The sequence below is a fragment of the Nocardia sp. NPDC055050 genome (assembly GCF_053608345.1).
Genome location: NZ_JBSGVG010000044.1, coordinates 14,220 through 39,640, shown reverse-complemented (window position 1 = coordinate 39,640; position 25,421 = coordinate 14,220). Strand labels below are relative to the sequence as shown.

General features: G+C 68.4%; 27 protein-coding genes. 10 read left to right on the top strand and 17 right to left on the bottom strand.

Annotation, left to right across the window (positions count from 1 at the left end; all coding sequences use genetic code 11):
- Window positions 1-70: 70 nt before the first annotated feature.
- Window positions 71-916: an oxygenase MpaB family protein gene (locus ACWGCN_RS30920; RefSeq protein WP_452459926.1), complete on the bottom strand. Its 846-nt coding sequence runs from the start codon at window positions 914-916 to the stop codon at window positions 71-73.
- A gap of 122 nt (window positions 917-1,038) precedes the next feature.
- On the opposite strand from ACWGCN_RS30920, the gene ACWGCN_RS30915 reads away from it, so the two are divergent.
- On the top strand, window positions 1,039-2,466 hold the full coding sequence (locus ACWGCN_RS30915; protein ID WP_452459925.1) for an acyl-CoA synthetase: 1,428 nt from the start codon (window positions 1,039-1,041) through the stop codon (window positions 2,464-2,466).
- Between the two features lie 19 nt (window positions 2,467-2,485).
- Here the strand turns inward: ACWGCN_RS30915 and ACWGCN_RS30910 are convergent, their stop codons facing one another.
- Window positions 2,486-3,157: a molybdopterin-dependent oxidoreductase gene (locus tag ACWGCN_RS30910; RefSeq protein ID WP_452459924.1), complete on the bottom strand. Its 672-nt coding sequence runs from the start codon at window positions 3,155-3,157 to the stop codon at window positions 2,486-2,488.
- Window positions 3,158-3,310: 153 nt separating this feature from the next.
- Here ACWGCN_RS30910 and ACWGCN_RS30905 point away from each other — a divergent pair, with 153 nt between their 5' ends.
- Window positions 3,311-3,700 (top strand): PPOX class F420-dependent oxidoreductase, encoded by a 390-nt coding sequence (locus ACWGCN_RS30905; RefSeq protein ID WP_378993348.1) that lies wholly within the window; start codon window positions 3,311-3,313, stop codon window positions 3,698-3,700.
- Here the strand turns inward: ACWGCN_RS30905 and sigJ are convergent.
- The 4 genes from sigJ to dapD form a co-directional block, all read right to left on the bottom strand.
- Window positions 3,675-4,553 carry an RNA polymerase sigma factor SigJ gene (gene sigJ / locus ACWGCN_RS30900; protein WP_378993349.1) on the bottom strand — a complete coding sequence of 293 codons (879 nt, stop codon included), beginning with the start codon at window positions 4,551-4,553 and terminating at the stop codon, window positions 3,675-3,677. The two genes, ACWGCN_RS30905 and sigJ, sit on opposite strands and share 26 nt — an antisense overlap.
- Window positions 4,550-5,629 (bottom strand): NAD(P)/FAD-dependent oxidoreductase, encoded by a 1,080-nt coding sequence (locus ACWGCN_RS30895; RefSeq protein WP_387447493.1) that lies wholly within the window; start codon window positions 5,627-5,629, stop codon window positions 4,550-4,552. Before ACWGCN_RS30895 ends, sigJ begins: the two co-directional genes overlap by 4 nt.
- 138 nt (window positions 5,630-5,767) lie before the next feature.
- Window positions 5,768-6,247 (bottom strand): hypothetical protein, encoded by a 480-nt coding sequence (locus tag ACWGCN_RS30890; RefSeq protein ID WP_378638229.1) that lies wholly within the window; start codon window positions 6,245-6,247, stop codon window positions 5,768-5,770.
- Between the two features lie 309 nt (window positions 6,248-6,556).
- A complete protein-coding gene (gene dapD, locus ACWGCN_RS30885) occupies window positions 6,557-7,507 on the bottom strand; it encodes a 2,3,4,5-tetrahydropyridine-2,6-dicarboxylate N-succinyltransferase (RefSeq protein ID WP_452459390.1) in 951 nt (316 codons plus the stop codon).
- Window positions 7,508-7,626: 119 nt separating this feature from the next.
- Here dapD and dapE point away from each other — a divergent pair, with 119 nt between their 5' ends.
- On the top strand, window positions 7,627-8,721 hold the full coding sequence (dapE, locus tag ACWGCN_RS30880; RefSeq protein WP_378993354.1) for a succinyl-diaminopimelate desuccinylase: 1,095 nt from the start codon (window positions 7,627-7,629) through the stop codon (window positions 8,719-8,721).
- Between the two features lie 4 nt (window positions 8,722-8,725).
- Here dapE and ACWGCN_RS30875 read toward each other — a convergent pair whose 3' ends face one another.
- The gene (locus ACWGCN_RS30875; RefSeq protein ID WP_449963680.1) at window positions 8,726-9,538 is read right to left on the bottom strand and encodes a hypothetical protein; all 813 of its coding nucleotides are present in this window, start codon (window positions 9,536-9,538) and stop codon (window positions 8,726-8,728) included.
- 101 nt (window positions 9,539-9,639) lie between these two features.
- Here ACWGCN_RS30875 and ACWGCN_RS30870 point away from each other — a divergent pair, with 101 nt between their 5' ends.
- Genes ACWGCN_RS30870 through ACWGCN_RS30850 form a run of 5 tightly spaced genes read left to right on the top strand, consistent with a single transcriptional unit; the run spans window position 9,640 to window position 14,694 of the window.
- The gene (locus tag ACWGCN_RS30870) at window positions 9,640-10,440 is read left to right on the top strand and encodes an LOG family protein (RefSeq protein WP_387447495.1); all 801 of its coding nucleotides are present in this window, start codon (window positions 9,640-9,642) and stop codon (window positions 10,438-10,440) included.
- Entirely contained in the window at window positions 10,434-10,982 is a 549-nt protein-coding gene (locus ACWGCN_RS30865) for an LOG family protein (RefSeq protein WP_378638240.1), read from the top strand. The genes ACWGCN_RS30870 and ACWGCN_RS30865 overlap by 7 nt, the downstream gene beginning before the upstream one ends.
- 11 nt (window positions 10,983-10,993) lie before the next feature.
- Complete coding sequence (locus tag ACWGCN_RS30860) at window positions 10,994-12,760, top strand: long-chain-acyl-CoA synthetase (protein ID WP_452459389.1); 1,767 nt, start codon at window positions 10,994-10,996, stop codon at window positions 12,758-12,760.
- Window positions 12,761-12,781: 21 nt separating this feature from the next.
- Window positions 12,782-13,759, top strand: a complete 978-nt coding sequence (folP, locus tag ACWGCN_RS30855) for a dihydropteroate synthase (RefSeq protein ID WP_379312882.1) — start codon at window positions 12,782-12,784, stop codon at window positions 13,757-13,759.
- A complete protein-coding gene (locus ACWGCN_RS30850; protein WP_378993362.1) occupies window positions 13,756-14,694 on the top strand; it encodes a glucosyl-3-phosphoglycerate synthase in 939 nt (312 codons plus the stop codon). Before folP ends, ACWGCN_RS30850 begins: the two co-directional genes overlap by 4 nt.
- Window positions 14,695-14,750: 56 nt before the next feature.
- Here the strand turns inward: ACWGCN_RS30850 and ACWGCN_RS30845 are convergent, their stop codons facing one another.
- The 9 genes from ACWGCN_RS30845 to sigE all read right to left on the bottom strand — a co-directional run bounded on the left by ACWGCN_RS30845 (window position 14,751) and on the right by sigE (window position 21,920).
- Complete coding sequence (locus tag ACWGCN_RS30845; protein ID WP_452452640.1) at window positions 14,751-15,194, bottom strand: DUF6640 family protein; 444 nt, start codon at window positions 15,192-15,194, stop codon at window positions 14,751-14,753.
- 1 nt (window position 15,195) lies between these two features.
- The gene (locus tag ACWGCN_RS30840) at window positions 15,196-15,789 is read right to left on the bottom strand and encodes a TetR/AcrR family transcriptional regulator (RefSeq protein WP_452459388.1); all 594 of its coding nucleotides are present in this window, start codon (window positions 15,787-15,789) and stop codon (window positions 15,196-15,198) included.
- A 102-nt stretch (window positions 15,790-15,891) separates the two neighbouring features.
- Complete coding sequence (locus ACWGCN_RS30835; protein WP_452459387.1) at window positions 15,892-16,971, bottom strand: XdhC family protein; 1,080 nt, start codon at window positions 16,969-16,971, stop codon at window positions 15,892-15,894.
- Window positions 16,972-17,071: 100 nt separating this feature from the next.
- Window positions 17,072-17,638: a hypothetical protein gene (locus ACWGCN_RS30830; RefSeq protein WP_378993368.1), complete on the bottom strand. Its 567-nt coding sequence runs from the start codon at window positions 17,636-17,638 to the stop codon at window positions 17,072-17,074.
- Between the two features lie 116 nt (window positions 17,639-17,754).
- Window positions 17,755-18,612 (bottom strand): hypothetical protein, encoded by an 858-nt coding sequence (locus ACWGCN_RS30825; RefSeq protein WP_056813397.1) that lies wholly within the window; start codon window positions 18,610-18,612, stop codon window positions 17,755-17,757.
- A gap of 191 nt (window positions 18,613-18,803) precedes the next feature.
- Window positions 18,804-19,223 (bottom strand): Sec-independent protein translocase protein TatB, encoded by a 420-nt coding sequence (tatB, locus tag ACWGCN_RS30820; RefSeq protein ID WP_378993370.1) that lies wholly within the window; start codon window positions 19,221-19,223, stop codon window positions 18,804-18,806.
- A 33-nt stretch (window positions 19,224-19,256) separates the two neighbouring features.
- Window positions 19,257-20,819 carry a trypsin-like peptidase domain-containing protein gene (locus ACWGCN_RS30815; RefSeq protein ID WP_452459386.1) on the bottom strand — a complete coding sequence of 521 codons (1,563 nt, stop codon included), beginning with the start codon at window positions 20,817-20,819 and terminating at the stop codon, window positions 19,257-19,259.
- Window positions 20,820-20,829: 10 nt separating this feature from the next.
- Complete coding sequence (locus tag ACWGCN_RS30810) at window positions 20,830-21,198, bottom strand: hypothetical protein (RefSeq protein ID WP_378993375.1); 369 nt, start codon at window positions 21,196-21,198, stop codon at window positions 20,830-20,832.
- A gap of 59 nt (window positions 21,199-21,257) precedes the next feature.
- The gene (gene sigE / locus ACWGCN_RS30805) at window positions 21,258-21,920 is read right to left on the bottom strand and encodes an RNA polymerase sigma factor SigE (RefSeq protein ID WP_379312885.1); all 663 of its coding nucleotides are present in this window, start codon (window positions 21,918-21,920) and stop codon (window positions 21,258-21,260) included.
- A gap of 376 nt (window positions 21,921-22,296) precedes the next feature.
- Between sigE and ACWGCN_RS30800 the strand changes: the two genes are divergently transcribed.
- Window positions 22,297-22,929, top strand: coding sequence for an O-methyltransferase (locus tag ACWGCN_RS30800; protein ID WP_378638264.1), 633 nt, complete (start codon window positions 22,297-22,299; stop codon window positions 22,927-22,929).
- Here ACWGCN_RS30800 and glgC read toward each other — a convergent pair.
- Window positions 22,926-24,143, bottom strand: a complete 1,218-nt coding sequence (gene glgC / locus ACWGCN_RS30795; RefSeq protein WP_378993377.1) for a glucose-1-phosphate adenylyltransferase — start codon at window positions 24,141-24,143, stop codon at window positions 22,926-22,928. The two genes, ACWGCN_RS30800 and glgC, sit on opposite strands and share 4 nt — an antisense overlap.
- Before the next feature lie 110 nt (window positions 24,144-24,253).
- On the opposite strand from glgC, the gene glgA reads away from it, so the two are divergent.
- Entirely contained in the window at window positions 24,254-25,420 is a 1,167-nt protein-coding gene (gene glgA, locus ACWGCN_RS30790; RefSeq protein WP_452459392.1) for a glycogen synthase, read from the top strand.
- The last annotated feature ends 1 nt before the right edge of the window (window position 25,421 follow it).

Sequence of the window (25,421 nt, the reverse complement as noted above, 5' to 3'; positions counted from 1 at the left end):
ACGCGTTGCGATCGTGGGGAATGAAACCCGAACGCCGCAGGTCGGCGTGGGAGGCGCGCGGCAATGCCGATCAGATCAGCGGCTTGCCGCGCCGGTTGCGGCGGCGCATGTCGACGAGGGCGACGTTGAAGGGGAAGTTGCGCAGGGGACGTGGCAGGCGGCCCGTCACCGTGCCGGTGGTGCGCATCAGGCGGTTGAGTTTGCGCTCGTCGGCGGGGCTCCACGACAGGCCGAGTTCGTCTCGGAGGTGTTGGGGGAGTAGGCCGGTGGTGAACCAGCGGTGGAAGCGGGCGAAGGGCAGGCGCAGGGGCGGGCTCACCATCTTCAGGTCGAGCAGGTCGTCGAAGTAGGCCTTGATCGTGGTGTCGATGCTGGTGAGCTTCAGATGCTCGGACCAGTAGGCATCGAACGCGGCGCGATCGGCGGGCCACATCTCGCGGGGCACCTGGAGGGTGGTGCCGAGGTAGTGGGCGTAGTCGTAGAAGGTGTCGGCGACGGCGTCGTCGACGGGGCCGTAGAGGCGACGCATCACGTCGACCGAGCCCCAGTACAGGCACGCGGCCACCCACAGCTGCAAGTTCTTGTCGAAGGCGTTGTACTTCACGGGGCTGTCGGCGGTGGAGTGGACGTGGCGGTGCGCGCCGTTGATGGCGGTGCGGAAGGCCTCGCGGTCCGCGTCGGTGCCCATCAGCGCCACCGACAGGTAGGTGGTTCGGGTGCGCTTCACCGGGTGCTTCATGATGCTGCCGCTGTGCACCGTCGATTCGGCGACGCCGTAGCCGACGGGGGCCAGGCTGAGCTGCATGATCACATTGGCGGTCGCGCCGTAGAAGGCCGCGGAACCGTTGACGTAGTCGCGGATGTCGAAGGGCGCCGGTTCGGACCGCTGCGAACGCGAGCGCGACAGGATGGTCATCGTTGACCCCGTTTTCGTCGAAGAGAGCGTGAGAGACTTATACATTTAATGTCTCACCACGGTGTCGGAGTGTCAACGACGGCGGCGGCACCCACCGAATCGCGTCACGTTAGCGTTGACGGATGCCCTATGGTCCGCCGCTGCTGCTCGCCTCGCTGAATCCGGCCGCCGTCGCCGCCGGGGATGACATTCCCGACGCCGTCACCATCGATGATGCCACCGTCTCGCGCAGCGATCTGCTGGGTTCGGCAACATCGGTGGCGGAACGCATCGCTCGCGCCGACCGGGTCGCGGTGCTGGCCGAACCCACTCTGCGAACCGTGATCGCCGTGGTCGGCTGCCTGATCGCGGGGGTGACCGTGGTTCCGGTGCCGCCGGACTCGGGCGCCGCCGAACGCGAGCACATCCTGCGCGATTCGGGCGCGCAGGCCTGGCTCGGCCCGGCGCCGGAGGGTACGGACCTGCCGGTGGTACCGGTGCGGCTGCACGCACGGTCCTGGCACACCTATCCCGAACCGGATCCGGCCGCGATCGCCTTCATCCTCTACACCTCGGGAACCACCGGGGCGCCCAAGGGCGTGATGCTCAGCCGCGGCGCGATCGCAGCCGGGCTCGACGCGCTGGCCGAGGCGTGGGCGTGGACGTGGAAAGACACACTGGTGCACGGGCTTCCGCTGTTCCACGTGCACGGGCTGATCCTCGGGCTGCTCGGGCCGCTGCGGGTCGGCAGTCCGGTGATCCACACCGGCAAGCCGACGCCGGAGGCCTACGCGGCCGCGGGCGGCAGTCTGTACTTCGGGGTGCCGACGGTGTGGTCACGCGTGGTCGAGCGGCCCGAACTGGCCAAGGAGCTGAGTGGGGCGCGGCTGCTCGTCTCGGGCAGCGCGCCGCTGCCGGTGCCGGTGTTCGAGAAGCTGGCCGAGCTCACCGGGCAGGCGCCGGTGGAGCGGTACGGAATGAGCGAAACCATGATCACGCTGTCCACCCGGGCCGACGGCGAGCGCAGGCCCGGCTGGGTCGGCACGCCGGTGCGCGGGGTGCAGACCAGGCTGCGCGACGAAGCGGGCGAGCCCGTTCCGCACGACGGCGCGAGCATCGGCGGCCTGCAGGTGCGCGGACCGATGCTGTTCGGCGGGTATCTGAACCGGCCGGAGGCCACCGCGCGGGACTGGACCGAGGACGGGTGGTTCCGCACCGGCGATGTGGCCGTCATCGATGGCGACGGGTTCCATCGCATCGTCGGGCGCGAGTCGATCGACCTCATCAAATCCGGTGGTTACCGCATCGGCGCGGGGGAGATCGAGACCGCGCTGCTCGGGCATCCGGCGGTCGTCGAGGTTGCCGTGGTCGGGCTGCCCGACGACGACCTCGGGCAGCGGATCGTGGCCTTCGTCGTCGCGCGCGACGGGAGTTCCGACGCGCTCGGCGTCGAGCTCACCGCCTATGTGGGCGAACAGCTTTCGGCCCACAAGCGGCCACGGGAGGTTCGCTTCGTCGACGCGCTCCCGCGCAACGCGATGGGCAAGGTGCAGAAGAAGCTGCTCGACTGAGGCTGTCCGGCACCGGGATTCACGCAGTTCGTTCGGTACTTCCGCGAGCGCTCATCCGGCGGATCGGCCCGATCAACGCGTGATAGATCGGCCGGACCACCCTGCCCGGCAGGTATCGATGGCGCTCTTCCGCCCAGACGCGCGCCCTGCGGTGCCCCGCGAGCGGTGACCACTTGTCCGGGTCGACGGGCTGCGCGGTGTGGAATTCGATGCGGCACAGGTGTTTCGTGTTGACGAACCCGTATTGGCCAGGACTCACCAGCCGGATCGGCGCGCCGTGGTCGCTGGTGAGTGGCTGTCCGTCGAGTCGGTCGGCGATGAGCACGTCATCGGCCATGGCGTCGGCGAGTAGCGCGACCGATCGATACCCGTCGAGTCCTTCGAAGACGACATGGCTGATCGAGCTACCCGGCGCGAGCAGCGGTTCGACGCGCGTGCGATAGAGCGTGGCGAACGGGACGCCCGCCCACCGCAGGTCGGTGGCGGACCAGCCGGCCACGCAGTGGAAGTCGGCCCGCACCTGCACGCGCGGTAGCTCGGCGAGGTCCGCCAGGGTGAGCGTGAGCGGTTCCGTCAGCGCCCCGCCGATCTCGATCACCGGGTTCGCGGGAATCGGCGGCGGTGGGTGATGGAGATGTGTGCCGAAACGGGGGAAGCCGGCGATCGCGCGTTGACCAGGGGGAAGTGTCATGTCGAACCTCCAGTTATACGGTGCCGTATATTTGACAGCCTAGCGCGCGGACGCTGTGAGGTCGAGGGGTGAGGCCCGCTCGCGGCTGTGTGCTCGCCCCCTCCCCCCGGCGACCCTTGACCTCGACCGCACTCGAGGTTTTAGCGTCGGTGCATGAGCACAACGCTGACATCGGAACACCTCGCTTACCTGTCGACCCAGCAGCTCGGGCGTCTGGCGACGGTCCGCCGCGACGGCACCCCGCAGAACAATCCGGTCGGCTTCCGCTACAACGCCGAACTCGGCACCATCGACATCGCGGGCTGGAACCTGGCCGCCTCCAAGAAGTTCCGCAATCTCGCCGACAACGCACAGGTGGCCTTCGTCGTCGACGACATCGCCTCGGTGCGCCCGTGGCGGGTGCGCTGCCTCGAGATCCGCGGCACCGCCGAGGCGCTGACCGGGGTCGAGTCCTACCTCGGTGATCAGTCCGACGCGCTCATCCGGATCCACCCCGACCGGGTGATCGCCTTCGGCCTCAGTCCGGAACCCGCACAGCACTGAGCTTTTCGGGGTTGCGCATGGAGTAGATCGCGGTGACCCGGCCGTTGGTGACCTCGATGGAAGTCACCTGGTCGAGCACGCCGTCGACGGTCGCCAGGATCGTGGGCATCGCGTTGTAGATGCCGAGGTGCGCGCCCAGGACACCGAGCCGCTGCCCCTTGGCGAGCAAGCCGATGACCAGCCTGGCCACCTTGTCCTGGCCGTGTACCGGCCTGCGCACCGCGTTCACCACACCACCGCCGTCGCCGAGGAACACCACCTCGGGGGCGAGTACGTCCATCAGTGCTTGCACATTGCCGGTGGCGGCCGCGATCGAGAACTTCTCGACCACCGACTGGGCCTGCGCGGGAGTGGCGACGGCGGTGTGGCGTGCGGCGTGCACCCGGTTGCGGGCGCGCTGATTCAGCTGCCGCACAGCGGCTTCGGATTTGTCCACCGCCGCCGCGATCTCCGGATAATCGAACGCGAACACCTCGCGCAGCACGAACACCGCCCGCTGCACCGGCGTGAGCGTTTCCAGCACGAGCAGCATCGCGGTGGTCACAGCCTCGCCGGTCAGCACGTGCTCGACCCCGCCGTCCGCCTCGGTGGCCAGGGGTTCGGGCAGCCACGGCCCGATGTACTCCTCGCGTCTGCGGGCGGTGGAGCGCAGCACACCCAGCGCCTGCCGGGTGACGATCTGTGCGAGGTAGGCGCGCGGATTGTCGACCAGGGTGCGGTCGACCTCGCACCAGCGCAGGTAGCTGTCGTGCAGGACGTCCTCGGTGTCGACCACCGAGCCCAGGATCTCGTAGGCGATCGAGAACAGCAGCCGCCGGTTCTCGGTGAAGGTGTCGACGTGTGCCCGGATCACCGTTTCGGGCCGTTGATCCACACGCTGTTGCCGGTGCGGGAGGCGTAGGCGGCATAGCGGCTGATGCGTTCCTTGGTGAACGCCGCGACGGGTCCGCTGACGTAGAGCCGCTGGGCGGTGTCTCGGCGGTCGGTCGTCTGCAGCACTCCGTCGCGCCTGCCCAGGCTCATGCCCTGCCCGCCGTAGCCCATCGAAAATGGCTGCGGTTCCCGTCCTTTGATCATCCTGGCCAGCGTATCGGCCGCGTGTGCGCCCTGGGGAGCCGCGGTGGCGCAGGCCATGCGCATACCGGGGACGGCGGCGCAGTCGCCGACGACGAAGACGCGCGGGTCGGTGACGCTGCGCAAGGAAGCGTCGACCAGGGCTCGGCCGTCGACGTCCACCGCGAGTCCGCTGCGGGCGGCCAGTTCGGGCACCGCGGAGATGATCGCCCAGAGGGTGAGGTCGGAACGCAGTTCGGTGCCCGAGTCGAGTCGCAGGGTCGTCCCGTCGATCTCGGCGATCTGGTCGGCCACGATCTCCACGTTCAACCGGGCCAGTGTGGTGCGGATGTGCCGCTGCGCGCCGGCCGACAGCGCGGCGGCGACGGTCCCGCTCACCAATCGGACGCGCAGGTCGGGCCGGGCTTCGGCGACCTCGGCCGTGGTCTCGATCCCGGTCAGCCCACCCCCGATCACCGTGACGATCCCGCCGGACGGCAGCGCCTCGAGCGCGATTCGTGCCTGCTCGGCGCCTTCCCATGTGCCGACCGGGATCGCGCCGGGTAGCGGGTTCGCGATGCTGCCCGCCGCGAGGACGGCGTGATCGAAGTCCAGGCTCCGGCTGTCGTCGAGGGTGACGACACCGTCGCCGATCTTGTCCACGCTCGCGGTCTCGATCGCGATCGGGTCCCTGAGCATCTCGGTGAGCGGCCGGGCCGCGGTCCCGCTGCCCGCGAGCTGTTCGTGCAATCGCACCCGCTCGATGAAGACGCCGCGCGGATTGATCACGGTGATGCGGGCATCGGGGGCCTTGCGCTGCAGGCGGTTCGCCGCGACAGTACCCGCGTATCCTGCGCCGATAACCACGATGTTCATCTGTGCCTCCTGCCATGGGAACTGTGTGCTCAACCATGGGATGCGGCGAGGCCCTCGTTTGTGACAGTGATCCGCATCACGGCGAAAAGGCCCCGTACTCCGCAGAAGTACGAGGCCTTTCCCTATCGCGAGGTCAGATCAGGGCTGACCGGTCGCGAACGCGATCACGGCATCCAGGAATTCCTGGCCACCCATCACGTAGCCGCCGATGACCATGCCCGCCGGGATGGTGAACAGCCACAGGAACGGGAAGAACGCGCCGATGACGCCGCCGATGACGACGCCGGGCAGGTTCTTGTTGACCTGCTCCATGAGCCGGTCGTAGGAGCTGATGTCCTTCAGTTCCGCGATGTTGCTCAGTTTCGCGGAATCCTCGGGCGCCATGGTCGAGGTCAGCTTGACGGTGCGGCCGTCCTCGCTGATCTGCTGGTTCACGGCGATCGGCAGGCCCGCGACCTCGGAGCGCAGCGGCGCCTGGTCGACGATCGCGCCGTCGGTGGCCTTCAGCAGCACCGAGGCGCCGTCGGCGGCGAGCTCGAACTTGCCGCTGTCGACCGCCCAGGTGACGGTCTTGTCAGCGGGCGAGACCGTGGTCTGGTAGTTGATTCCGTGCGTCACGCCAGAAGTCACGCCCCCCGAAGCCACTACAGCGGGCTGCTCGGTGGCCACCGCGGGCGCACCGTGAGCAGTGGCCGCGGTAATCCCCACCGCAGCGACTGCCATGAAAACAGCAGTAGTGATCTTTCCGAACTTCATTCTTGTAATCCCTCCGCTTTTTCGCCGTCCTGATCGGACCAGCGAAACGAAGGTTAGCGTGCGAAATTGCTTGTCGCACATTCGGGTTCATCGTCATGAAACCGCAATATTTGCTGAATTGTTTCTGGTGCCGCGAATTGCCGGGCCGCTCGGCCCGGCAATTCGAGGAGATCAATCGTTGGCGTGCAATGCGGCGTTCAGTTCGACGCCGGTGCCCTTACGCGGCACGACCTCGACGGCGCCGGTGGTGGAATTGCGACGGAACAGCAGATTGTCCTGACCCGACAGGCTCGCGGCCTTGACGACGGTGCCGTCGGGTCCGGTGACCTTGGTGCCCGCGGTGACGTAGAGGCCGGCCTCGATCACGCAATCGTTGCCGAGGGAGATGCCGACACCCGCGTTGGCGCCGAGCAGCGAACGCTCGCCGACCGAGATGACCTGGGTGCCGCCGCCGGACAGGGTGCCCATGATGGAGGCGCCGCCGCCCACATCGGAGCCGTCGCCGACCACGACGCCCGCCGAGATACGGCCCTCGACCATCGAGTTGCCGAGGGTGCCCGCGTTGAAGTTGACGAAGCCCTCGTGCATGACGGTGGTGCCCGCGGCCAGGTGTGCGCCGAGCCGAACCCGGTCGGCGTCGCCGATGCGTACACCGGCGGGGACCACGTAGTCGACCAGGCGGGGGAACTTGTCGACGCTGAGCACCGTTACCGGGCCGCGGGCGCGCAGCTTCAGGCGGGTCTGCTCGAAGCCGTCGACCGCGCACGGGCCGTGGTTGGTCCACACGACATTGCTGAGCAGGCCGAACTGGCCGTCGAGGTTCAGGCCGTGCGGTCGCACGAGGCGGTGCGAGAGCAGGTGCAGACGCAGGTAGACGTCGTGCGCGTCGACCGGGGCGGCCGACAGGTCCGCGATCGTGGTGCGCACCGCGATCACCTCGACCCCACGCGCCGCGTCCACGCCGAGGAGTTCGGCGAACTCGGGCACGTCGGCGGCGTCGAGGCGCTGGGAGCCGGTCTCGGTGAACTCGCCCAGCGCGGGGCTGGGGTACCAGGTATCGAGGACGGTTCCGTCCGAGGTCACATTGGCGATACCGACTGCAGTTGCTCCCTGAATACTCACGGACGCCATTTTGCCCGTTGCGGCCGGTGCGGTGTGCCGCGGGCCCTGTGCGTTCGACCACGCGGTCTGCTTCGCCCGGATCTCCGGGATCGGGGCGCACCCGTACTACTGTCGAAGATGTGACTCTCGATTTGCGTGCCGACCCGATCAAGTTGACCGCCGCCCTCGTCGACGTGCCGAGTGTGTCGCGTGACGAGGCCAAGATCGCGGATCTGGTCGAGCAGGCGTTACGGGAGCAGACCGCCGGGTTCGAGATTCTGCGGCACGGAAACGTGGTGCTGGCGCGCACGCGGCGCGGGCTGCCGACGCGGGTGATCCTGGCGGGTCATCTGGATACCGTGCCGATCGCGGACAATGTGCCGAGCCGACCCGACGAAGTCGACGGTGAAGCGGTGCTGTTCGGTTGTGGCACAGTCGATATGAAGTCCGGCGATGCGGTATTCCTGCACCTGGCCGCCACGATCGCCGATCCGGCCCATGATTTGACGCTGATCTTCTACGACGGCGAGGAGATCGCCGCGGAGTTCAACGGCCTCGGGCACATCGAGCGGGAATTGCCGGAATGGCTCGAAGGCGATCTGGCGATTCTCGGTGAGCCCTCGGCGGGTTGGATCGAGGCAGGCTGCCAGGGCACGTTGCGGGTGCGCTTGACCACCGCGGGTGTGCGCGCGCATTCGGCGCGAGCGTGGCTGGGGGAGAACGCGATTCATGGTCTCGCGCCCGTGCTGGCGCGGTTGTCGGCCTACGAGGCGCGCGAAGTCGATATCGACGGTTGCGTGTACCGCGAGGGGCTGTCGGCCGTGCGGGTCTCGGGTGGGGTCGCGGGCAATGTGGTGCCCGATGTCGCCGAGGTGGATGTGAACTTCCGTTTCGCCCCCGATCGCAGCGTCGAGCAGGCCGTCGCGCATGTCCGCGAGGTCTTCGACGGACTCGATGTCGCCTTCGAGGTCACCGATTCCTCGCCCGGCGCCCTCCCCGGCCTGACCGCACCGGCCGCTCGCACCCTCATCGACTCCGTCAACGCGCACGGCGGGGGCGGCGTGCGCGCCAAGTACGGCTGGACCGACGTGTCCCGCTTCGCCGCCCGCGGTATCCCCGCCGTCAACTTCGGCCCCGGCGATCCCAACCTGGCCCACAAACGTGACGAGCACGTCCCGCTCAGCCAGATCACCGCCGTCACCGCGATGCTGCGGACCTACCTGTCGAAGCCCTAGCCGCTCACCAACCGCCGGTGAACAGGGCCGCCAGACCGGGGACCGGGTCCGACGCGTTGGTGGTGTTCGCGACGGCGACGACGACCATGCTCAGCGCGAGCACGGCCGAGAAGGTGCCGAACACGGCGAGGACGCGGCGAGAGCGCCGGTCGGCGGACCAGACGGCGGCACGCCACAGGAAGGCGCACACCCCGACGAGCGAAACGGCGGTGACGGCGGCGAGCGCGGCCATCGCGACGTGATAGCGAGCGAACTCCTCGATCATCACATCCAGCGGGGGTGTTCGGGTGCCGTCGGCCAACCGCTGGTCGACCTGGGCGAGGACCGTGGCGGGCTCGTCGCCCGGCAGTAAGGGAAACAGCGAGGCGAAGGGCGTCAGCGCGCCCTGCGCGTTCGCGAGCACCAGCACCAGCGAGCACAGCGCCAGCACCGCGGCGGCGCCACCCGATGCCGCGAGCGTCACCCGCTGACCGCGTCCGGCCGCACCCGCCGCGAGGAACGCCCGCCAGAGCAGCACCGCCAGCGCGACGAGCACGGCCAGCAGCATCGCCGCGAGCACGGCTTTGGCGAGGTGATAGCGGAACCAGTAGTCGACCACCGTCGTGAGCTCGGCGGGGAAGTCCCGGGTTCCGGCCTGCCAGTACTCGGCGAAGGCCGTGCGCAATGCTCGCCGCAGATCGCTCTCGTCACCGAAGCCGGCGCCCGTACCGTTCGCCAGCAGGCGCGGCGCGACGACGAACGCGGCGATCAACGCACCGGCCAGGGCGACCAGCACCGCGAGAACGCGACCGGAACGCGCCGGAACTGCAAGCGACACAGAGAATCCTTCGGCTCGATCGAGTGCGCGGGGTGGCCGTGGCCCGGCCGATCCGCCAACTGCGCGCCCGTGCCCGGAATCCAACACAGTAGGTTGGGTTCATGTCTACCGATTCCGCTGATGAACAGGTTGGGAAGGCCAAGCCGAAGTTCCGTGGGCCGGTGATGTTCCGCCGGGAGCGCAAGCCCGGCGTGCGGACCGCCGACCGGAACCTGCTCGACACGCGGCAGGACAGCGAGTGGGTGCACACCGACCCGTGGCGGGTGCTGCGGATCCAGGCCGAGTTCGTCGAGGGTTTCGGTGCGCTCGCGGAGATTCCGCGCGCGGTGACGGTGTTCGGCTCGGCGCGTACGGGTTCCGATCATCCCGAGTACGTGGCGGGCAAGGCGATCGGCACCGCGCTCAGCGAAGCCGGTTTCGCGGTGATCACCGGTGGCGGGCCCGGCGCGATGGAAGCGGCCAACCGTGGCTGCTCGGAGGCGGGCGGCTACTCGATCGGACTCGGCATCGAGCTGCCGTTCGAGCAGGGGCTCAACAACTGGGTGGATCTGGGGATCAACTTCCGGTACTTCTTCGTCCGCAAGACGATGTTCGTGAAGTACTCCCAGGCCTTCGTCTGCCTGCCCGGTGGCTTCGGCACCCTCGACGAATTGTTCGAGGCGCTCACGCTGGTGCAGACCCGCAAGATCACCCGGTTCCCGATCATCCTGTTCGGGGTCGACTACTGGTCGGGCCTGGTCGACTGGTTGCGTAGTTCGCTGGCGGGCTCGGGCAAGATCTCGCCCGAGGATCTCGATCTGATCCAGCTCACCGACAGCGTCGACGAGGTCGTGCGGATCATCCAGGGCGAGACCGGCGACCACGCGAACATCGAACGTCTCGGCACCGAGGATCAATGGTGAGCTATTCCGTCTGTGTCTACTGCTCCGCCAGCACCACTGATCCCGATCTGATCAGCCTCGCCGCGCGAGTCGGCACCGAAATCGCCCGGCGCGGGTGGCAATTGGTCTCCGGCGGTGGTCATGTGTCGATGATGGGCGCGGTCGCGACCGCGGCGAGGGCCGGTGGCGCGCACACCATCGGCGTGATTCCGAAACACCTGGTGCACAAGGAAGTCGCCGATGTCGACGCCGACGAACTGCTCGTCACCGACACCATGCGCCAGCGCAAACAGCTGATGGAAGCGCGCGCCGACGCGTTCCTCACCCTGCCGGGCGGCATCGGGACACTCGAGGAGCTGTTCGAGACCTGGACCGGCGGCTACCTCGGCGAGCACGCCAAACCCGTGGTCCTGCTGAACGCGAACGGCTTCTACGACGGCCTGTTCCGCTGGATCGATGAACTGTCCGAACGCACAATTGTGCCCAGGCAGGCGCGTGAGCGCCTCGTCGTGGCCACCGACCTGCCCACCGCGTTCGCCGCGCTCGAACCGGCAGCCCAGTAGGAGAGATCGACGTGAGCACAGACGCCCGCGACACGGTAAGCGTGTTCGACTTGGCCAAAGCCCTGCCCGCAATGGCACTCGACGCCCCCGGCATGCTGCGCAACGCGCGCGGAATGCTGGTGGGGCCCAAGGACAAAGCCTCCATCGGCCTGTACTTCCAGCGGGTCGCGCACCGCAGACCCGATCGGGTGTTCCTGCGTTTCGAGGGCCGCTCCTACACCTATCGCGCCGCCAACGGTGAGGTGAACCGTTACGCCGCGGTGCTGTCCGCGCGCGCGGTTTCCCGCGGCGATGTGGTCGGTGTGCTGATGACCAACCGGCCCGAGACCTTGTTCACGGTACTGGCGGTGCTCAAACTCGGCGCCACGGTCGGTCTGCTCAACTACAACCAGCGCGATCAGGTCCTCGCCCACAGCATCGGACTGCTCGGCAGCGTGCTCAACATCGTCGGCGAGGAGTGCGCCGAGGCGCTGGAATCGCTGCCCGAGCCCGCGGCGAACGTGCTCCCCGCCGAGGAACTGGCCGAATCCGCCCGCACCGCGGCCGATTCCGATCCTGCCGTGTGTGCGCGGGTGCGGGCGGGGGAGCGGGCGTTCCTGATCTTCACCTCCGGCACCACCGGCCTGCCGAAGGCCAGCGTGATGACCCATCAGCGCTGGACCAAGAGCATGTCCGGGCTCGGCGGGCTCGGTGTCCGGTTGCGTGCCGACGACGGGCTGTACTGCTGCCTGCCGCTCTATCACAACAACGCGCTCACGGTCGCGCTGTCGGCGGTGCTCGCGGGCGAATCGACCTATGTGCTCAGCCGCAAGTTCTCGGCGTCGGGGTTCTGGGACGAGATCGCGCGCGAACGGGCCACCGCGTTCATCTACATCGGTGAGCTGTGCCGGTACCTGATCAACCAGCCGGTGCGGCCCGCCGAGCGGGGCAACCGGGTCCGGCTGGCCGTCGGCAACGGGCTGCGGCCCGAACTGTGGGACGAGTTCCGTCGCCGGTTCGGGATCAGCCGGGTGGTCGAGTTCTACGGGTCCAGCGAGGCGCCGCTGGCGTTCGTCAACGCGTTCGGCGTCGACCGGACCGCCGGGCTGTGCCCGCTGCCGTACGCGGTGGTGGAGTACGACGACGAGACCGGCCACGCCCGGCGGGGTAAGGACGGGAAGCTGCGCCGGGTGCGGTCCGGCGGGGTGGGGCTGTTGCTCGCGAAGGTGAACAATCGTCAGCCGTTCGACGGGTACACCGACAAGAAGGCGTCGGAGTCCAAGCTGGTGCGCGACGGCTTCAAGAAGGGCGACTGCTGGTTCGACACCGGCGATCTCGTCCGCGATCAGCACTTCTGGCACATCGCGTTCGTCGACCGGCTCGGCGACACCTTCCGCTGGAAGGGTGAGAACGTGGCGACCACGGAGGTGGAGGGCGCGCTCGGGCACCACGAGAGCATCGAACAGGCCGTCGTCTACGGTGTCGACATCCCCGGCACCGACGGCAAAGCGGGCATGGCCGCGATCACCCTCGCCACCGACGCCGCGTTCGACGGGAAGGCACTGGCCGCCACCGCCTACGGGCGCCTGCCGCTGTACGCGGTCCCGCTGTACGTGCGAGTGGTGCAGGAGCTGGAACAGACCTCGACGTTCAAGAGCCGGAAGGTGGAACTGCGCAAGCAGGGTTACGCACCCGACCCGCACAGTCAGCTGTACGTGCTGTCCGGCCCGGCGGACGGCTACATCCCGGCTTACGACGAATACGCGGCTGACGTTGCCGTCGGCAAAGCCCCGAGGTAGCAAGGTAACGTCTGATTTCGCATGAACATCGGTAACTCGTCGGGTACGCCCGGACCCCGACCAGAGAACGAACCGCCTGCCCGGAGCACCAGCAGTCGCGGTCCCGAGTTGTCGGCAGAAGTCCCGGGGAGGCGGACCGAGCAGACTTTTTGCGGGCGCGAGGTGGCGACGGATCGCGCGTTGGTGATGGCGATCGTGAATCGCACGCCGGACTCGTTCTACGACCGTGGGGCCACGTTCAGTGACGAGGCCGCGATGGAACGGGTCTCGCGCGCGGTCGACGAGGGTGCCGATCTGGTCGACATCGGCGGGGTGAAGGCCGGGCCGGGTGTCACCGTCGACGCGACGGAGGAAACGCAGCGAGTGGTGCCGTTCGTCGCGGCGATCCGGGCGAAGTATCCGGACCTGTTGATCAGTGTGGATACCTGGCGTGGTGACGTCGCGCGGGCGGCCGTCGCCGTGGGCGCCGACCTGATCAACGACACCTGGGCCGGCGCCGACCCCGATCTCGTGCACGTCGCCGCCGAGACCGGCGCGGGCATCGTCTGTAGTCACACCGGTGGCGCCGTGCCGCGCACCCGGCCGCACCGTGTCCGGTATGCCGATGTGGTGGCCGAGGTGACCGCGACGGTGGTCGCCGCGGCCGAGAACGCCGCGGCCGCGGGGGTGCGAGCCGATGGCATCGTGATCGATCCCACTCATGATTTCGGGAAAAACACCTATCACGGGCTCGAGTTGTTGCGCGGAATCGACGGTCTTGTAAAAACCGGATGGCCAGTCCTGATGGCACTGAGCAACAAGGATTTTATCGGGGAGACTCTAGGGGTAGGTCTTACCGAAAGGGTCGAGGGCACACTGGCGGCAACCGCATGGTCGGCCGCCGCGGGCGCTCGGATCTTCCGGGTTCACGAAGTCGCCGAAACCCGGCGGGTCGTGGACATGATCGCCGCGATCCAGGGCATCCGGCCCCCCGCACGAACTCTGCGAGGTCTGGCATGAAAATCCAACACCGCGAGCCCGCCTGGGCCACTACCCACACATGGGACACCCCTGATTGGACGGTCGGCGAACTCGTCGCCGCCAAGGAGGGCCGCACCGTTTCGGTGGTGCTGCCCGCGCTGAACGAACAGGACACCGTCGCCGATGTCGTGGCCAGCATCCGGCCGCTGCTCGGCACGCTGGTCGACGAACTGATCGTGCTGGACTCCGGGTCCACCGACGCGACCGCCGAACGCGCACGCGCGGCGGGCGCCGAGGTGATCTCACGCGAGGAGGCCGTTCCCGAACTCGACCCGGTCCCCGGTAAGGGGGAGGTGCTGTGGCGGTCGCTGGCGGCCACCACCGGCGACCTGATCGCCTTCGTCGACTCCGACCTGATCGATCCCGACCCAGCCTTCGTGCCCAAGCTCCTCGGCCCGCTGCTGATGATGCAGGGCACCCACCTGTCCAAGGCGTACTACCGCCGCCCGTTACGTCAGGGTGAGTCGGTCGACGCCAACGGCGGTGGCCGCGTCACCGAACTCGTCGCCCGACCACTGCTGGCCGCTCTTCGTCCCGAACTGGCGCAGGTCCTCCAGCCGCTGGGCGGCGAATACGCGGGCACCCGGGAGCTCCTCACCTCGGTTCCCTTCGCCCCCGGGTACGGCGTCGAAATCGGTCTGCTCCTCGATACCTACGACACGATGGGCCTCGACGCCATCACCCAGGTGAACCTCGGCGTCCGCACCCACCGCAACCGCCCCCTCGCCGATCTGGGCGTCATGAGCCGCCAGATCCTCGGCACCGCCCTGCGCCGCAGCGGCGTCCCCGACTCCGGCGCCCCCCTCACCCAGTTCCCGTTGATCGAGGGTGAATTCATCGCCCACACCACCACGGTCTCCCTCGAAGACCGCCCTCCGATGAAAACCCTTCGCCCCGAACAAGTCGCGGCGTAGTCGTCCATCTCGGGCGTCGCCTCGGTCGGTGGACCGGGTGCGGCGCCCGCGGTGTGTCAGTCCCGATGACGCGCGCTGAGCGTGACGGCGACGGTCAGCAGCGCCAACAGGATCACCGCCAGCAACACCTGCGGATGCAGGCCGATGATCGTGGTGGCGGCGAACTCCGGATCGTGAACGGCGGTGCCGGGAAACAGCATTGCCGCCAGCAGGCCGAGCCACGGCGTGGCCAGGATCGCGCAGGCTGTCCACAAGCGCGTCCGGGTGGCATCGCGCCGGAGCAGCAGCGTCAACGCGAGCCCGCCGAGCAGGATCGACATGGCGATGTACTGGGCGTCGTGGAATTTCGCGTGCGGCGGCCACGCGTCGTTGCGCAGATGCTGTGCCGCTCCCGCCGGAATGATGAAATCCGCCAGCAGAGCGCCGAATACGGTGATGACCGCGACGAGCGCGACGAGAACACGCGGGGCGGAGAGGTTTCTGGAGACGACGGTCGTCATGTCACGAAGTTCCTTGCTGACGTAGGTGTTTCGGGGAGTGGGTGCGGAGGAAGTCGTCGAGGACATCACGCACATAGTCGAGGTCGAAAGTCCGGTTGGCGACCAGACGACGGAAGAACAGCGGACCGTGCAGCTGATCGAGCGCGAGGTCGACATCGAGTTCGGCAGGCAGATCCCCGCGGGCGACGGCGTCGGTCAAGGTCGTGCGCGCGGCCCGGGTTCCCGACCGGTACAGCGCCTCCTTGACCTCCGCGAATCTCGGGTCGACAGCCGCCCTTTCGATCATCACCCGCATGCCCTGCTCGGTGGCCGGTTCGTGCAGCATCGCGTGAGTGGCCGTCAGTTCGGTCAGTAGATCGGCGCGCAGATCCCCGGTCGGCTCCGGCTGCGCGAGGGTGATGTGCTGGGTCAGGGTGGCGCGAACCAGATCGGTCGGCTCCGGCCAGAGCCGGTACAGGGTGGCCCGGCTGATGCCGCTGCGTGCCGCGACGGCGCCGTGCGTGAGCCCGGCCAATCCCTGCTCGATCAATAGTTCGCGAGCCGCGGTGAGCGCGGTGTCACGACTGCGCACTGTTCGTGGATCGGGTGGTCGCACCGAACTCCTTCCGGACAATCTGTTTCAGAACTTTGAAACAAACTGTATCGAAACTGTTCGCGGATGAACAGGTGCCGGGTCGTTCGTATTTTCGAGGCGCCGCTAGTTAGGCCGACGGTGGATGGGGCCGTCGAGGTTCGCCAGGGGTTGTGCCGTGGTGTTTCCTCGGTCGGCCAGGATTTGGGCGAGGATGGAGACGGCGGTTTCTTCGGGCGTGTCGGCGGCCAGGTCGAGGCCGAGCGGGCTGCGGATGCGGGCAGTTTCGGCGGCGGTGAGGCCGGCATCGCGCAGGCGGACAGTGCGTTCGGCGTGCGCCCGGCGGGAGCCGAGTGCGCCGATGAATCCGACGTCGGGCAGGCGCAGGGCCGAAGCCAGCAGGGGGACATCGAATTTCGGGTCATGGGTGAGAACGCAGACGACCGTGCGATCGTCGACGCGGCCGGCCTCCTGTTCCGCGTCGAGGTAGCGATGCGGCCAGTCGACGACCACCTCGTCGGCTGCCGGGAAACGGGCCGGGGTGGTGAACGTCTCGCGGGCATCGACGACGGTGACGTGGTAACCGAGGTTCATCGCGGCGACGGTCAGTGCTCGGGTGTAGTCGTTGGCGCCGGCCAGGATCATCCGGGCGGGCGCGCGGAAGACCTGCACGAAGGTCCGGGGGCGGTCGGCTTGGGCCGGGGTGCAGTCCTGGGCGCCGACGAGGCCGTTGTGGCCTGCGGTGAGGAGGGCGGCGGCGTCGTGATCGAGGCCGCGCCATGGCGAGGAAGTGCCGGGGTACAGAAGTTTTCGGTCGGGGGCCGACTCGAGGGTCGTGGCGTAGGCGACCGGGCGGCGCGCGTCGAGCGCGGCGTGGAGTGCGCGCAGTGTGGGCAGGTCGGTGCGATCGAGGCGTTCGACGAAGACTTCGATCTCGCCACCGCACGGCAGGCCGACGGTGAGTTCATCGGCGGCGGCGAAACGCTCGAGGGTGGCGTGGCCGTCGAGGAGAACCTGGTGGGCGGCGGCGAGTACCGCCGATTCGACGCAGCCGCCGGACAGCGAGCCGAGGACCCGTCCGTCTTCGGTGACCGCCATCGCGGCCCCGGTTTCGCGCGGCCCGGCACCGGTCCGGTCGACGATCCTGGCCAGCGCGAGGGCCTGATCGGGGAGCACTTCGAGCACCTGCCCGAGCAGATCACGCATCGCGCACCGGCCTCTCCACGATCACCGTCCGGGCGTTGTGACCGTGCTGACCAGCCTAGCTATCTCCGGGCATGCTCGCGCGGCGAGCGGCCGGGAGTCGTCAGTCGAGGATCTCGCGCTGCTGGAGGCCGGGCGGCACGGCGCCGGTGTGGAAGAAGTCGCGGAAGATCTCCACCGCGTTGTCGGCGGTGAACACCTCTTCCGGGTAGACGTAGGTGTCCTCGTCGCCGTGCGGGAGGTAAACGGTCGGCAGGCCGAGCCGTCCGCCGGGTAGGCCGAGGGTGAAGCGCCGGGTGACGTGATCGACCGTCCTGCGCAGCTGCAGCGTCATCGCGTCCGCCGAGCCCGCGCAACCGAGCGCGAGATCGCCACGCGCCGAACTCACCGAGGTGGTGACCTCGGTGGCGGGCACCGGTTCGGGCAGCACGGTCAGATCGAGCGCGTAACGCTGATGACCGTCCATCCGGCGCAGGGGGCGCAAGAAGCTGTCCACGTCCTCGTGCGGGCCGATGAAGACCTTCAGCCGGTCGCTGTAGGTGATGCGATGGGTGGTGACGATGACGTCGCCGCTGGCCGGCCCCGCGTCGAAGGGCGGAACGGGCCTTGGGTGACCACTCGCGTGCACGGGCAGAACCCGGCATGCGCCGGCCTCAGGAGACGAGAACATCTGATGCTCACCTACTCACACTCGGTTACTCGCTAGCAATCTAACCATCGCGGGCGACTTGTGATCCATAACAGTACAGTGATGCAGATCACCAAGTATGGCAAGTTTAATTCAGACTATGGACGAACCCGGGTCGTAGCCAACTTGGGGTCTGTTTCATGCCGGTATACCGGGGTGAGTAGATCCGCATCAACTGGTTCGCCGGTTGCGCGGTCGTATCGGACCGCGATGAGAACCGAGAACAGATGACTGCTCGCGCGCTCGTGCAGGGTCGCCAACCGGGTCGCCAGCAATCGGATCGCACCCAGCGAGCCGGGCGGGTGCAGCCCATCGATCAGCATGATGCTGCCGCGGCGGTCGGGCCGGGGCAGCCGGGCGAGGTAGGCGATGTCGTGGGGTTCGGTGCCGCCCGGCCGGTACACGCGGCGCGCGGCCCTGTCTTCGATGCCACGCCGGGTATCGCCCGCACGGGTGACGGTGCGGCGCAGGCGGGGATCGGCCACCACCAGCTGACGCAGGCTCGGCGAGAGCTCGGGCCCGCCGAGAATCACCAGCCCGTCGCGATTGAGGTCGATCGGCCTGCCCGGCATGAACGTCTCGACGTTCGCGGCGAAGCCGAGCTGTCGCAGGAGCTCGGCCAGGCGTTGGGCGGCTTGTGGGTCGGGTGCGCCGAGCAGCCTGCCGGAGCGGACCTCGGGGGCGAGTACGGTCAGCGTGCCGTGCCCGAAGAACAGTCCCTCGGGCACGGGGCCCTGGGTGCTCACCTGGTGGATGCGCGCACGCGACAATCCGGCGGCGGCGCCGATCCGCGCGAACGTCCAGCCGTCGGCATGGAGTTCCCGGATCACGGCTCGCCGGATCCTCGTTAGTTCGTTGATGGTCTGCTGGGCAGCCGCCACCCCGTCGGTGGCTGCTTTGAGTCTCTCGACCTTGTCTTCGATCGCGAAAACTCGTGCCACGTCATCGGCCGACATGTGCGAAGTCTAGACAGCTCGACAGCGTTGTGTGTCTATATCGGTTGACATCGAACTGTCTTGCGAGACAACGGTCTCGGACGCGGATTGTCGGCAAATCACAGACGGGCGAGGTCGCCGCCGCAGTGTTCGGCCGGCGCGACCTCGTAGCAAATGCCGACCGTGCGGTGTGTTCCCTGGTCCGGGGCGTGCTAGGTCGCGTCGTAGTCGACCGGGGGGCGCTCGTTGCGCTCCAGCGACTTCTGCGGCTCGGGCTTGGCCGGGGTGCCGGGCATGCCGCTACTGGTGCCGAACAGTTGCTGCTTGTCGGGCACCGCGCTCTCCAGATCGCGCAGCACCGAGTCGTCACCGCCCAGCAGGTGCTTGGTGACCACGGCCCGCGGACTCATCCCGCGCAACTCGTTCAGCTCCGCGAGCGGTTTGCGCAGGTCGTCGAACTCCGGCCCGAGTTCCTGCTTCAGCTGGGACGTGGCGCCGCTGGCGTAGTCGCGCGCCTGGCGCAGCGCCCCCGTGGTCCAGCGGACGGCACCGGGCAGTCGCTCCGGGCCGAGGATCACTAGGGCGGCGACGAGCAGAATCATCATCTCGCTCCACCCGATGTTGCTGAACACGGATCCAGGCTACCCGTCGCGCGGCGTCGGAGCTCAGTCGGATTCGAGGGTGACCGGCACGTCCACCTGCCTGCCATCACGGATCAACTGCACGTTCACCCTGTCGCCGATCTTGTGCTGCTGCACGGCGACCACCAGCTCGTCGGGCCCGGTGACCTCGCGGTCGCCGATCCGCACCACCACGTCGCCCTCGACGATGCCCGCCTTGTCGGCGGGGCTGCCCGGCGTCACATCGGCGACGGCGGCACCGCTCATCACCTCGTTGGCGACGGTCTTGGTGCGCGCGCTCAGGCCGATCACCGGGTGGTGCATCTGGCCGTCGCGGATCAGCGTCTGGGTGACGGTGGTCATCACGTCGACCGGGATGGCGAAGCCGAGGCCCACCGAACCGCCGGTCTCGCTGCGGATGGCGGTGTTGATGCCCACCACGCGGCCCTGCATGTCGACCAGCGCGCCACCGGAGTTACCCGGGTTGATCGCGGCGTCGGTCTGGACGGCGTCGATCACCGCGTTGGTGTCGCTGCCCTCGCCCGCGAGCTTCACGGGACGGTGCAGGGCGCTGACGATGCCGGACGTGACGGTCTTGCTCAGGCCCAGCGGCGAACCGACCGCCAGCACGTCGTCGCCGACCTGGACGTCGGCGGACTTGCCGAGATTGGCCACGGTCAGGTTCTTCGCCTCGACCTTGAGCACCGCGAGGTCGGTCTTGGGATCACGGCCGACGATCTGCGCGGGCACCCGGGTGCCGTCGGAGAACTGCACCTGGATGGCGGCCCGGTTGGACTTGTCGGTCGCGGCCATCGAGATCACGTGATTGTTCGTGACGACATACCCGCCGCCGTCGATCACCACGCCGGAACCGGTCGCGCCGTTGTCGCCGACGGTGACCCGGATCGACACCACCGAGGGCAGCACGGCATTGGCGACGGCGGCGATCTGACTGTGCGGAGTCTCGACACCCGCGCTCTGATCGAGGGTCACCTTGCGGGAGGTGAGCGTGGACGCGGTCTCCGCGGTGACGCGGCCGACGAGGCCGCCGATCACGGCGATGCCGAGCGCCAGCGCGGCCAAGATCGCGAGCGCCTTGGGCGCCACCCGCGAACCGAACAGCACCTCGCGCGCGCTCAGCTTGTCCGCGACAGGCAGCCGGGCGGGCGGGGGAGTGTCGACGGCGGGCGAACCGAGCCTGGCCGCCGCGTCGGGGTCACGCCACGGATCCACCGGACCCGCGACGACGGTCTTCGGCTCGTCGGCGCCGGGCTCGCGCTGCAGCAGCTCCGAGGAGCCCTCGGGCCGGGCGAACGCCTCGGCGAGCACGCCGTCCGGCGGGCGCTGGACGATTCCGTCGTCGGCGCCCTTACCGGCCGCGCGCTGGGGGTCGTGCGGTGCGAACGAACCGGCTTGGCCGTTCGGGCGGCGGAACGCGCGCGCGGTGTGGCTGTCGATGTGCGGCCGGTAGACCGGGCGCGGGCCGAGGTTCGGCGCGTCGGAAGGGCGCAGGGTGCCCCGCGCGTCCGTGCGTGCATCCGCCCTGGGTGATTCAGCCCCCGAATCCGAGTGGTCGGCCGATCCGGAATTCGTCGATTCGCCTGTCACGTCGCAGACTCTACTTGCGCCGCCACGTTGTCCACCGGGTCGCGGTGAAGGAATCTGTGATGAATCCGAGAAATGCCTCGTTACGGCGTTGCGGTTGGGGTGCGTTGCCGGGGAGGTCGGCCAGCGGAATGCGGGAGAGACTGTCGTGCAGGCTGCGCGGAATCGCCACCTCGGCGGCGCGGCGCAGCGCGATCCGCGCCTGCTGCTGGGCATCGACCTCGGCCGCGCACTCGGGGCAGACCGAAAGATGCTGGGCGGCGCGCAGATACGCGTTCATCCGCAGTTCGCCGTCGACGAAGGCCGCGACTGCCTCACTGGCCAAGTGCTCGGTGGGCTGAAAGCGCGGCGGGCGACCTGCGGCACTGGGGTCCACACTCATGCGGATTTCTTCCTTCCGACCGACATCACCTGAGCCACCGGGTGACGTCGGAACACCCGTCACGCCGATGGGGCTTCAGCGGAGTACCGCTGCTCACTTCCATTATGCGCAAGGTACTCGCGCAGTGCCTGACGCCCGCGATGGATCCGGCTGCGCACGGTCCCCAGTTTCACACCGAGCGTGGCGCCGATCTCCTCATAGGACAGACCCTCGATGTCACACAGAACCACGGCGGCACGGAATTCCGGCGCCAGCGAATCCAGTGCTTTCTGCAGGTCCGGGTCGAGACGGGAGTCGTGGTAGGCGTCCTCGGGGGTCGGCCCTTCGGCGGGCACCCGGTCGTAGTCCTCGGGCAGCGCTTCCATCCGGATGCGGTTGCGGCGGCGGACCATGTCGAGGAACAGGTTGGTGGTGATGCGGTGCAGCCAGCCCTCGAAGGTGCCGGGCTGGTAGTTCTGCAGCGAGCGGAACACCCGGATGAAGGTGTCCTGCGTGAGGTCCTCGGCGTCCTGGGCATCGCCGGAGAGGCGGTAGGCCAGGCGATAGACCCGGTCGGCGTGTTCGCGGACGAGTTCGTCCCAGGACGGCATGGCGGCGCGATCGCCGGTCGCATCGAAAGCGGCGGTGCCGGTGAGTTCGGCGTCGAGTTCTTCGGCTTCTGCCGCGATGAGATCAGCGGGCAGAGTCTGGTCGGTGGCGTCTTGACGCGCCGTGTCTACCATCGGGATGGGACACCTCCTACTCGGGACCGCTGGCACGAAACCTTGCTGGTCCGGGTCAGCGAACCTTGCTTACCGACAATCAACCAGCAACTGTGTGTGGTTGTTCCCGAGCCTCGTGCCCGCCGCGATCGGCTGGCCTTGCGTAGGGCAACTATTTCCTGCGCTGATATGGGTCAGGTGTGGAGATCCTGAGTGTGACCTGAGAATTCTGGTCGGACTCGAGCCTAGTCCCGCCGGCAACGGAGAACCAGCAGTTCGGGGACTGTTGTGACCGATCCGCAAACCTTCGGCAATTGTTCGGGATCTGTGCGACACAGTGCCGGATCCGTCCCTTTGCTGAATACACATACCCCTCCGGTGGCTTAGCCTCATAGCTGTGGCATCGAACGTGGAGCGGAACCTGGCCTATGTGGAGGAGTCCGTCGTCGAGGACGAGGTCCTTCTCGAAGCGCGTGAGCGGGCCACCGAATTGGGTGCCGCGCCGGTGCCCGCGGCGGTCGGCGCGCTGCTGAGCATGTACGCGCAGATGCTGGGCGCGCGCTCGGTGGTAGAGGTCGGTACCGGAGCGGGCGTCAGCGGGCTGTGGCTGCTCGACGGGATGCGGGAGGACGGAACCCTGACGACGATCGACTCCGAGCCCGAGCATCAGCGCGCGGCCAAGGAGGCGTTCCGGACCGCCGAGATCACCCCGTCGCGCACGCGCCTGATCAACGGGCGCGCGCTGGACGTGCTGCCCCGGCTGGCCGATGGCTCCTACGACCTGGTCTTCATCGACGCGGCGCCGATGGAACACCCCCACTACGTCGAACAGGGCGTGCGGCTGCTGCGTGCGGGTGGCGCGTTCATCCTCAACAACGCGCTACTCGGCGGGCGGGTGCCCGACCAGGAACAGCGTGACCCGGCGACGCAGGCCGTGCGCGCGGCGACCAGGGCGATCGCCGAGAACCCCGAGCTCACCAGCGTGCTGATCCCGATCGGTGACGGTCTGCTCTGCGCCTCGCGGGGCTAACCGACCCAGATCCCCTTGCCGACGGTGACCACACCGCCGTTGCTGACGGCGAAACGCTCGCGGTCACGGTCGAGATCGAGGCCGATGATCTCGCCCTCGCCGACCACCACGTTCTTGTCCAGGATCGCGTGGCGCACCACCGCGCCACGCCCGATCCGCACACCGGGCATCAACACACTGCCCTCGACCGTCGCGCCGTCCTCGATCACCACGTTCGAGCTCAGCACCGAATTGCGGACCGTGGCCGCCGACAGGATCGAGCCTGCCCCGACGATCGATTCCTGGGCGAGCCCGCCCTGCGCGAACTTCGCCGGCGGCAGGTTCTCCGCCGCGCCGCGAATCGGCCAGTGCTTGTTGTAGAGGTTGAAGACGGGGTGCACCGAGACCAGGTCCATGTGCGCCTCGTAGAAGGCGTCGATGGTGCCGACGTCGCGCCAGTAGCCGCGGTCGCGTTCGGTGGCGCCGGGGACGTCGTTGTCGGCGAAGTCGTAGACGGCGGCCTTGCCGTCGGCGACCAGCTTCGGGATGATGTCGCCGCCCATGTCGTGGTCGGAATCGGAGTTCTCGGCGTCGGCGCGGATGGCGTCGACCAGCACGCGGGTGGTGAACACGTAGTTGCCCATCGACGCGAACGTCACGTTCGGGTCGTCGGGGGTACCCGGCGGGTGCGCGGGCTTCTCCAGGAACTGGGTGATCTTGCCGGACTCGTCGGAGTCGATGCAGCCGAACGCGCTGGCCTCGGCCCTCGGCACCCGGATCCCCGCGACGGTGACGCCGGCGCCCGAGGCGATGTGGCTGGCCACCATCTGCTCCGGATCCATCCGGTACACGTGGTCGGCGCCGAACACCACGATGTAGTCGGGATCCTCGTCGTAGATCAGGTTGAGCGACTGCATGATCGCGTCGGCGCTGCCGGTGTACCAGCGCGGCCCGAGACGCTGCTGGGCAGGCACCGGGGTGATGTACTCACCGGTGAAGCCGGACAGCCGCCAGGTCTGGGAGATGTGGCGATCGAGTGAGTGCGACTTGTACTGGGTGAGCACGCACAGGCGCAGGTATCCCGCGTTCACGAGGTTGCTCAACACGAAGTCGATGAGCCGGTAGGCGCCACCGAACGGAACCGCCGGCTTGGCGCGGTCGGCCGTGAGTGGAAACAGTCGTTTGCCCTCGCCACCGGCGAGCACGATCCCGAGTACGTGCGGCTGGCTCCTCACCCTGCTCAAAGTACAGTGCCAGCGAGGTTACGGTGGCCCATGTCGACCCGAGGGTCTAATTTGGACCGGTGAGTGATGGCACCGACAGCGAGCAGACTCCAGCGCAAGCGCTGCGGGTGGCGATGCTGACCCGGGAGTATCCCCCCGAGGTGTACGGCGGTGCGGGAGTACATGTCACCGAACTCACTTCCCGATTGCGTAAGCTCTGTGACGTCACCGTGCACTGCATGGGCGCGCCGCGCGCCGGTGCTGTGGTGCATCGCCCCGACCCCGAGCTGTACGCCGCCAACGCCGCGTTGCAGATGATGTCGGCGCAGCTGCGGATGGCCGACGCGGCCGGCGGCGTGGACGTGGTGCATTCGCACACCTGGTATGCGGGCCTGGCCGGCCATCTCGCCGCCATGCTGTACGGGATCCCCCATGTGCTCACCGCGCATTCGCTGGAACCGCGCAGGCCGTGGAAGGCCGAGCAGCTCGGTGGCGGGTATCGGCTGTCGTCGTGGTCGGAACGCAATGCGATGGAGAACGCCGACGCGGTGATCGCGGTCAGCGAAGGCATGCGCCACGATGTGCTCGACGCCTATCCCGCGATCGACCCCGATCGAGTTCATGTGGTGCACAACGGTATCGACGCGAGCGTGTGGCACCCCGGCCCGCCCGCCGTCGACGAGGCGCCGGTGCTCGAGCGGCTCGGCGTGCGCGCCGACCTGCCGATCGTGTCCTTCGTCGGGCGGATCACCCGGCAGAAGGGCGTCGGGCACCTGCTCGCCGCGGCCGCCTCGTTCGCCCCCGGCATCCAGGTGGTGTTGTGCGCGGGTGCGGCCGATACCAAGGAACTCGAGGTGGAGGTCGCCGCCGCCGTCGACGGATTGCAGCGGCAGCGCGGCAACGTCTTCTGGGTGAAGGAGATGCTTCCGGCCGAGCAGGTCCGCCAGATCCTGTCCGCCTCGTCGGTCTTCGTGTGCCCGTCGGTGTACGAACCGCTGGGCATCGTGAATCTGGAGGCGATGGCGTGCGCGACCGCCGTCGTGGCCTCGGATGTCGGCGGGATTCCGGAGGTGGTCGACGACGGGGTCACCGGGCGTCTGGTGCACTACGACCCCGAGGCGACCGGGGAGTACGAGCGCGGGCTCGCCGCCGCGGTGAACGAGGTCGCGGGGGATCCGGCCTTGGCGGTGCGCTATGGCGAGGCCGGGCGGGCGAGGGCGATCGCGGAGTTCGACTGGGCGCGGATCGCCGAGCACACGCTCGACGTGTATCGGAGTGTGTTGCGCTAGG

Bases quoted from the DNA above. Each gene is read 5' to 3' on its own strand.
- folP (WP_379312882.1), top strand. From the start codon at position 12,782: ATGAACATCGGTAACTCGTCGGGTACGCCCGGACCCCGACCAGAGAAC.
- ACWGCN_RS30850 (WP_378993362.1), top strand. From the start codon at position 13,756: ATGAAAATCCAACACCGCGAGCCCGCCTGGGCCACTACCCACACATGG.
- ACWGCN_RS30895 (WP_387447493.1), bottom strand. From the start codon at position 5,629: ATGAACATCGTGGTTATCGGCGCAGGATACGCGGGTACTGTCGCGGCG.
- ACWGCN_RS30915 (WP_452459925.1), top strand. From the start codon at position 1,039: ATGCCCTATGGTCCGCCGCTGCTGCTCGCCTCGCTGAATCCGGCCGCC.
- ACWGCN_RS30830 (WP_378993368.1), bottom strand. From the start codon at position 17,638: ATGTTCTCGTCTCCTGAGGCCGGCGCATGCCGGGTTCTGCCCGTGCAC.
- ACWGCN_RS30810 (WP_378993375.1), bottom strand. From the start codon at position 21,198: ATGAGTGTGGACCCCAGTGCCGCAGGTCGCCCGCCGCGCTTTCAGCCC.
- ACWGCN_RS30825 (WP_056813397.1), bottom strand. From the start codon at position 18,612: ATGTCGGCCGATGACGTGGCACGAGTTTTCGCGATCGAAGACAAGGTC.
- ACWGCN_RS30870 (WP_387447495.1), top strand. From the start codon at position 9,640: ATGTCTACCGATTCCGCTGATGAACAGGTTGGGAAGGCCAAGCCGAAG.
- ACWGCN_RS30905 (WP_378993348.1), top strand. From the start codon at position 3,311: ATGAGCACAACGCTGACATCGGAACACCTCGCTTACCTGTCGACCCAG.
- ACWGCN_RS30835 (WP_452459387.1), bottom strand. From the start codon at position 16,971: ATGCGTGATCTGCTCGGGCAGGTGCTCGAAGTGCTCCCCGATCAGGCC.
- ACWGCN_RS30865 (WP_378638240.1), top strand. From the start codon at position 10,434: ATGGTGAGCTATTCCGTCTGTGTCTACTGCTCCGCCAGCACCACTGAT.
- ACWGCN_RS30920 (WP_452459926.1), bottom strand. From the start codon at position 916: ATGACCATCCTGTCGCGCTCGCGTTCGCAGCGGTCCGAACCGGCGCCC.
- sigE (WP_379312885.1), bottom strand. From the start codon at position 21,920: ATGGTAGACACGGCGCGTCAAGACGCCACCGACCAGACTCTGCCCGCT.
- ACWGCN_RS30910 (WP_452459924.1), bottom strand. From the start codon at position 3,157: ATGACACTTCCCCCTGGTCAACGCGCGATCGCCGGCTTCCCCCGTTTC.
- ACWGCN_RS30845 (WP_452452640.1), bottom strand. From the start codon at position 15,194: ATGACGACCGTCGTCTCCAGAAACCTCTCCGCCCCGCGTGTTCTCGTC.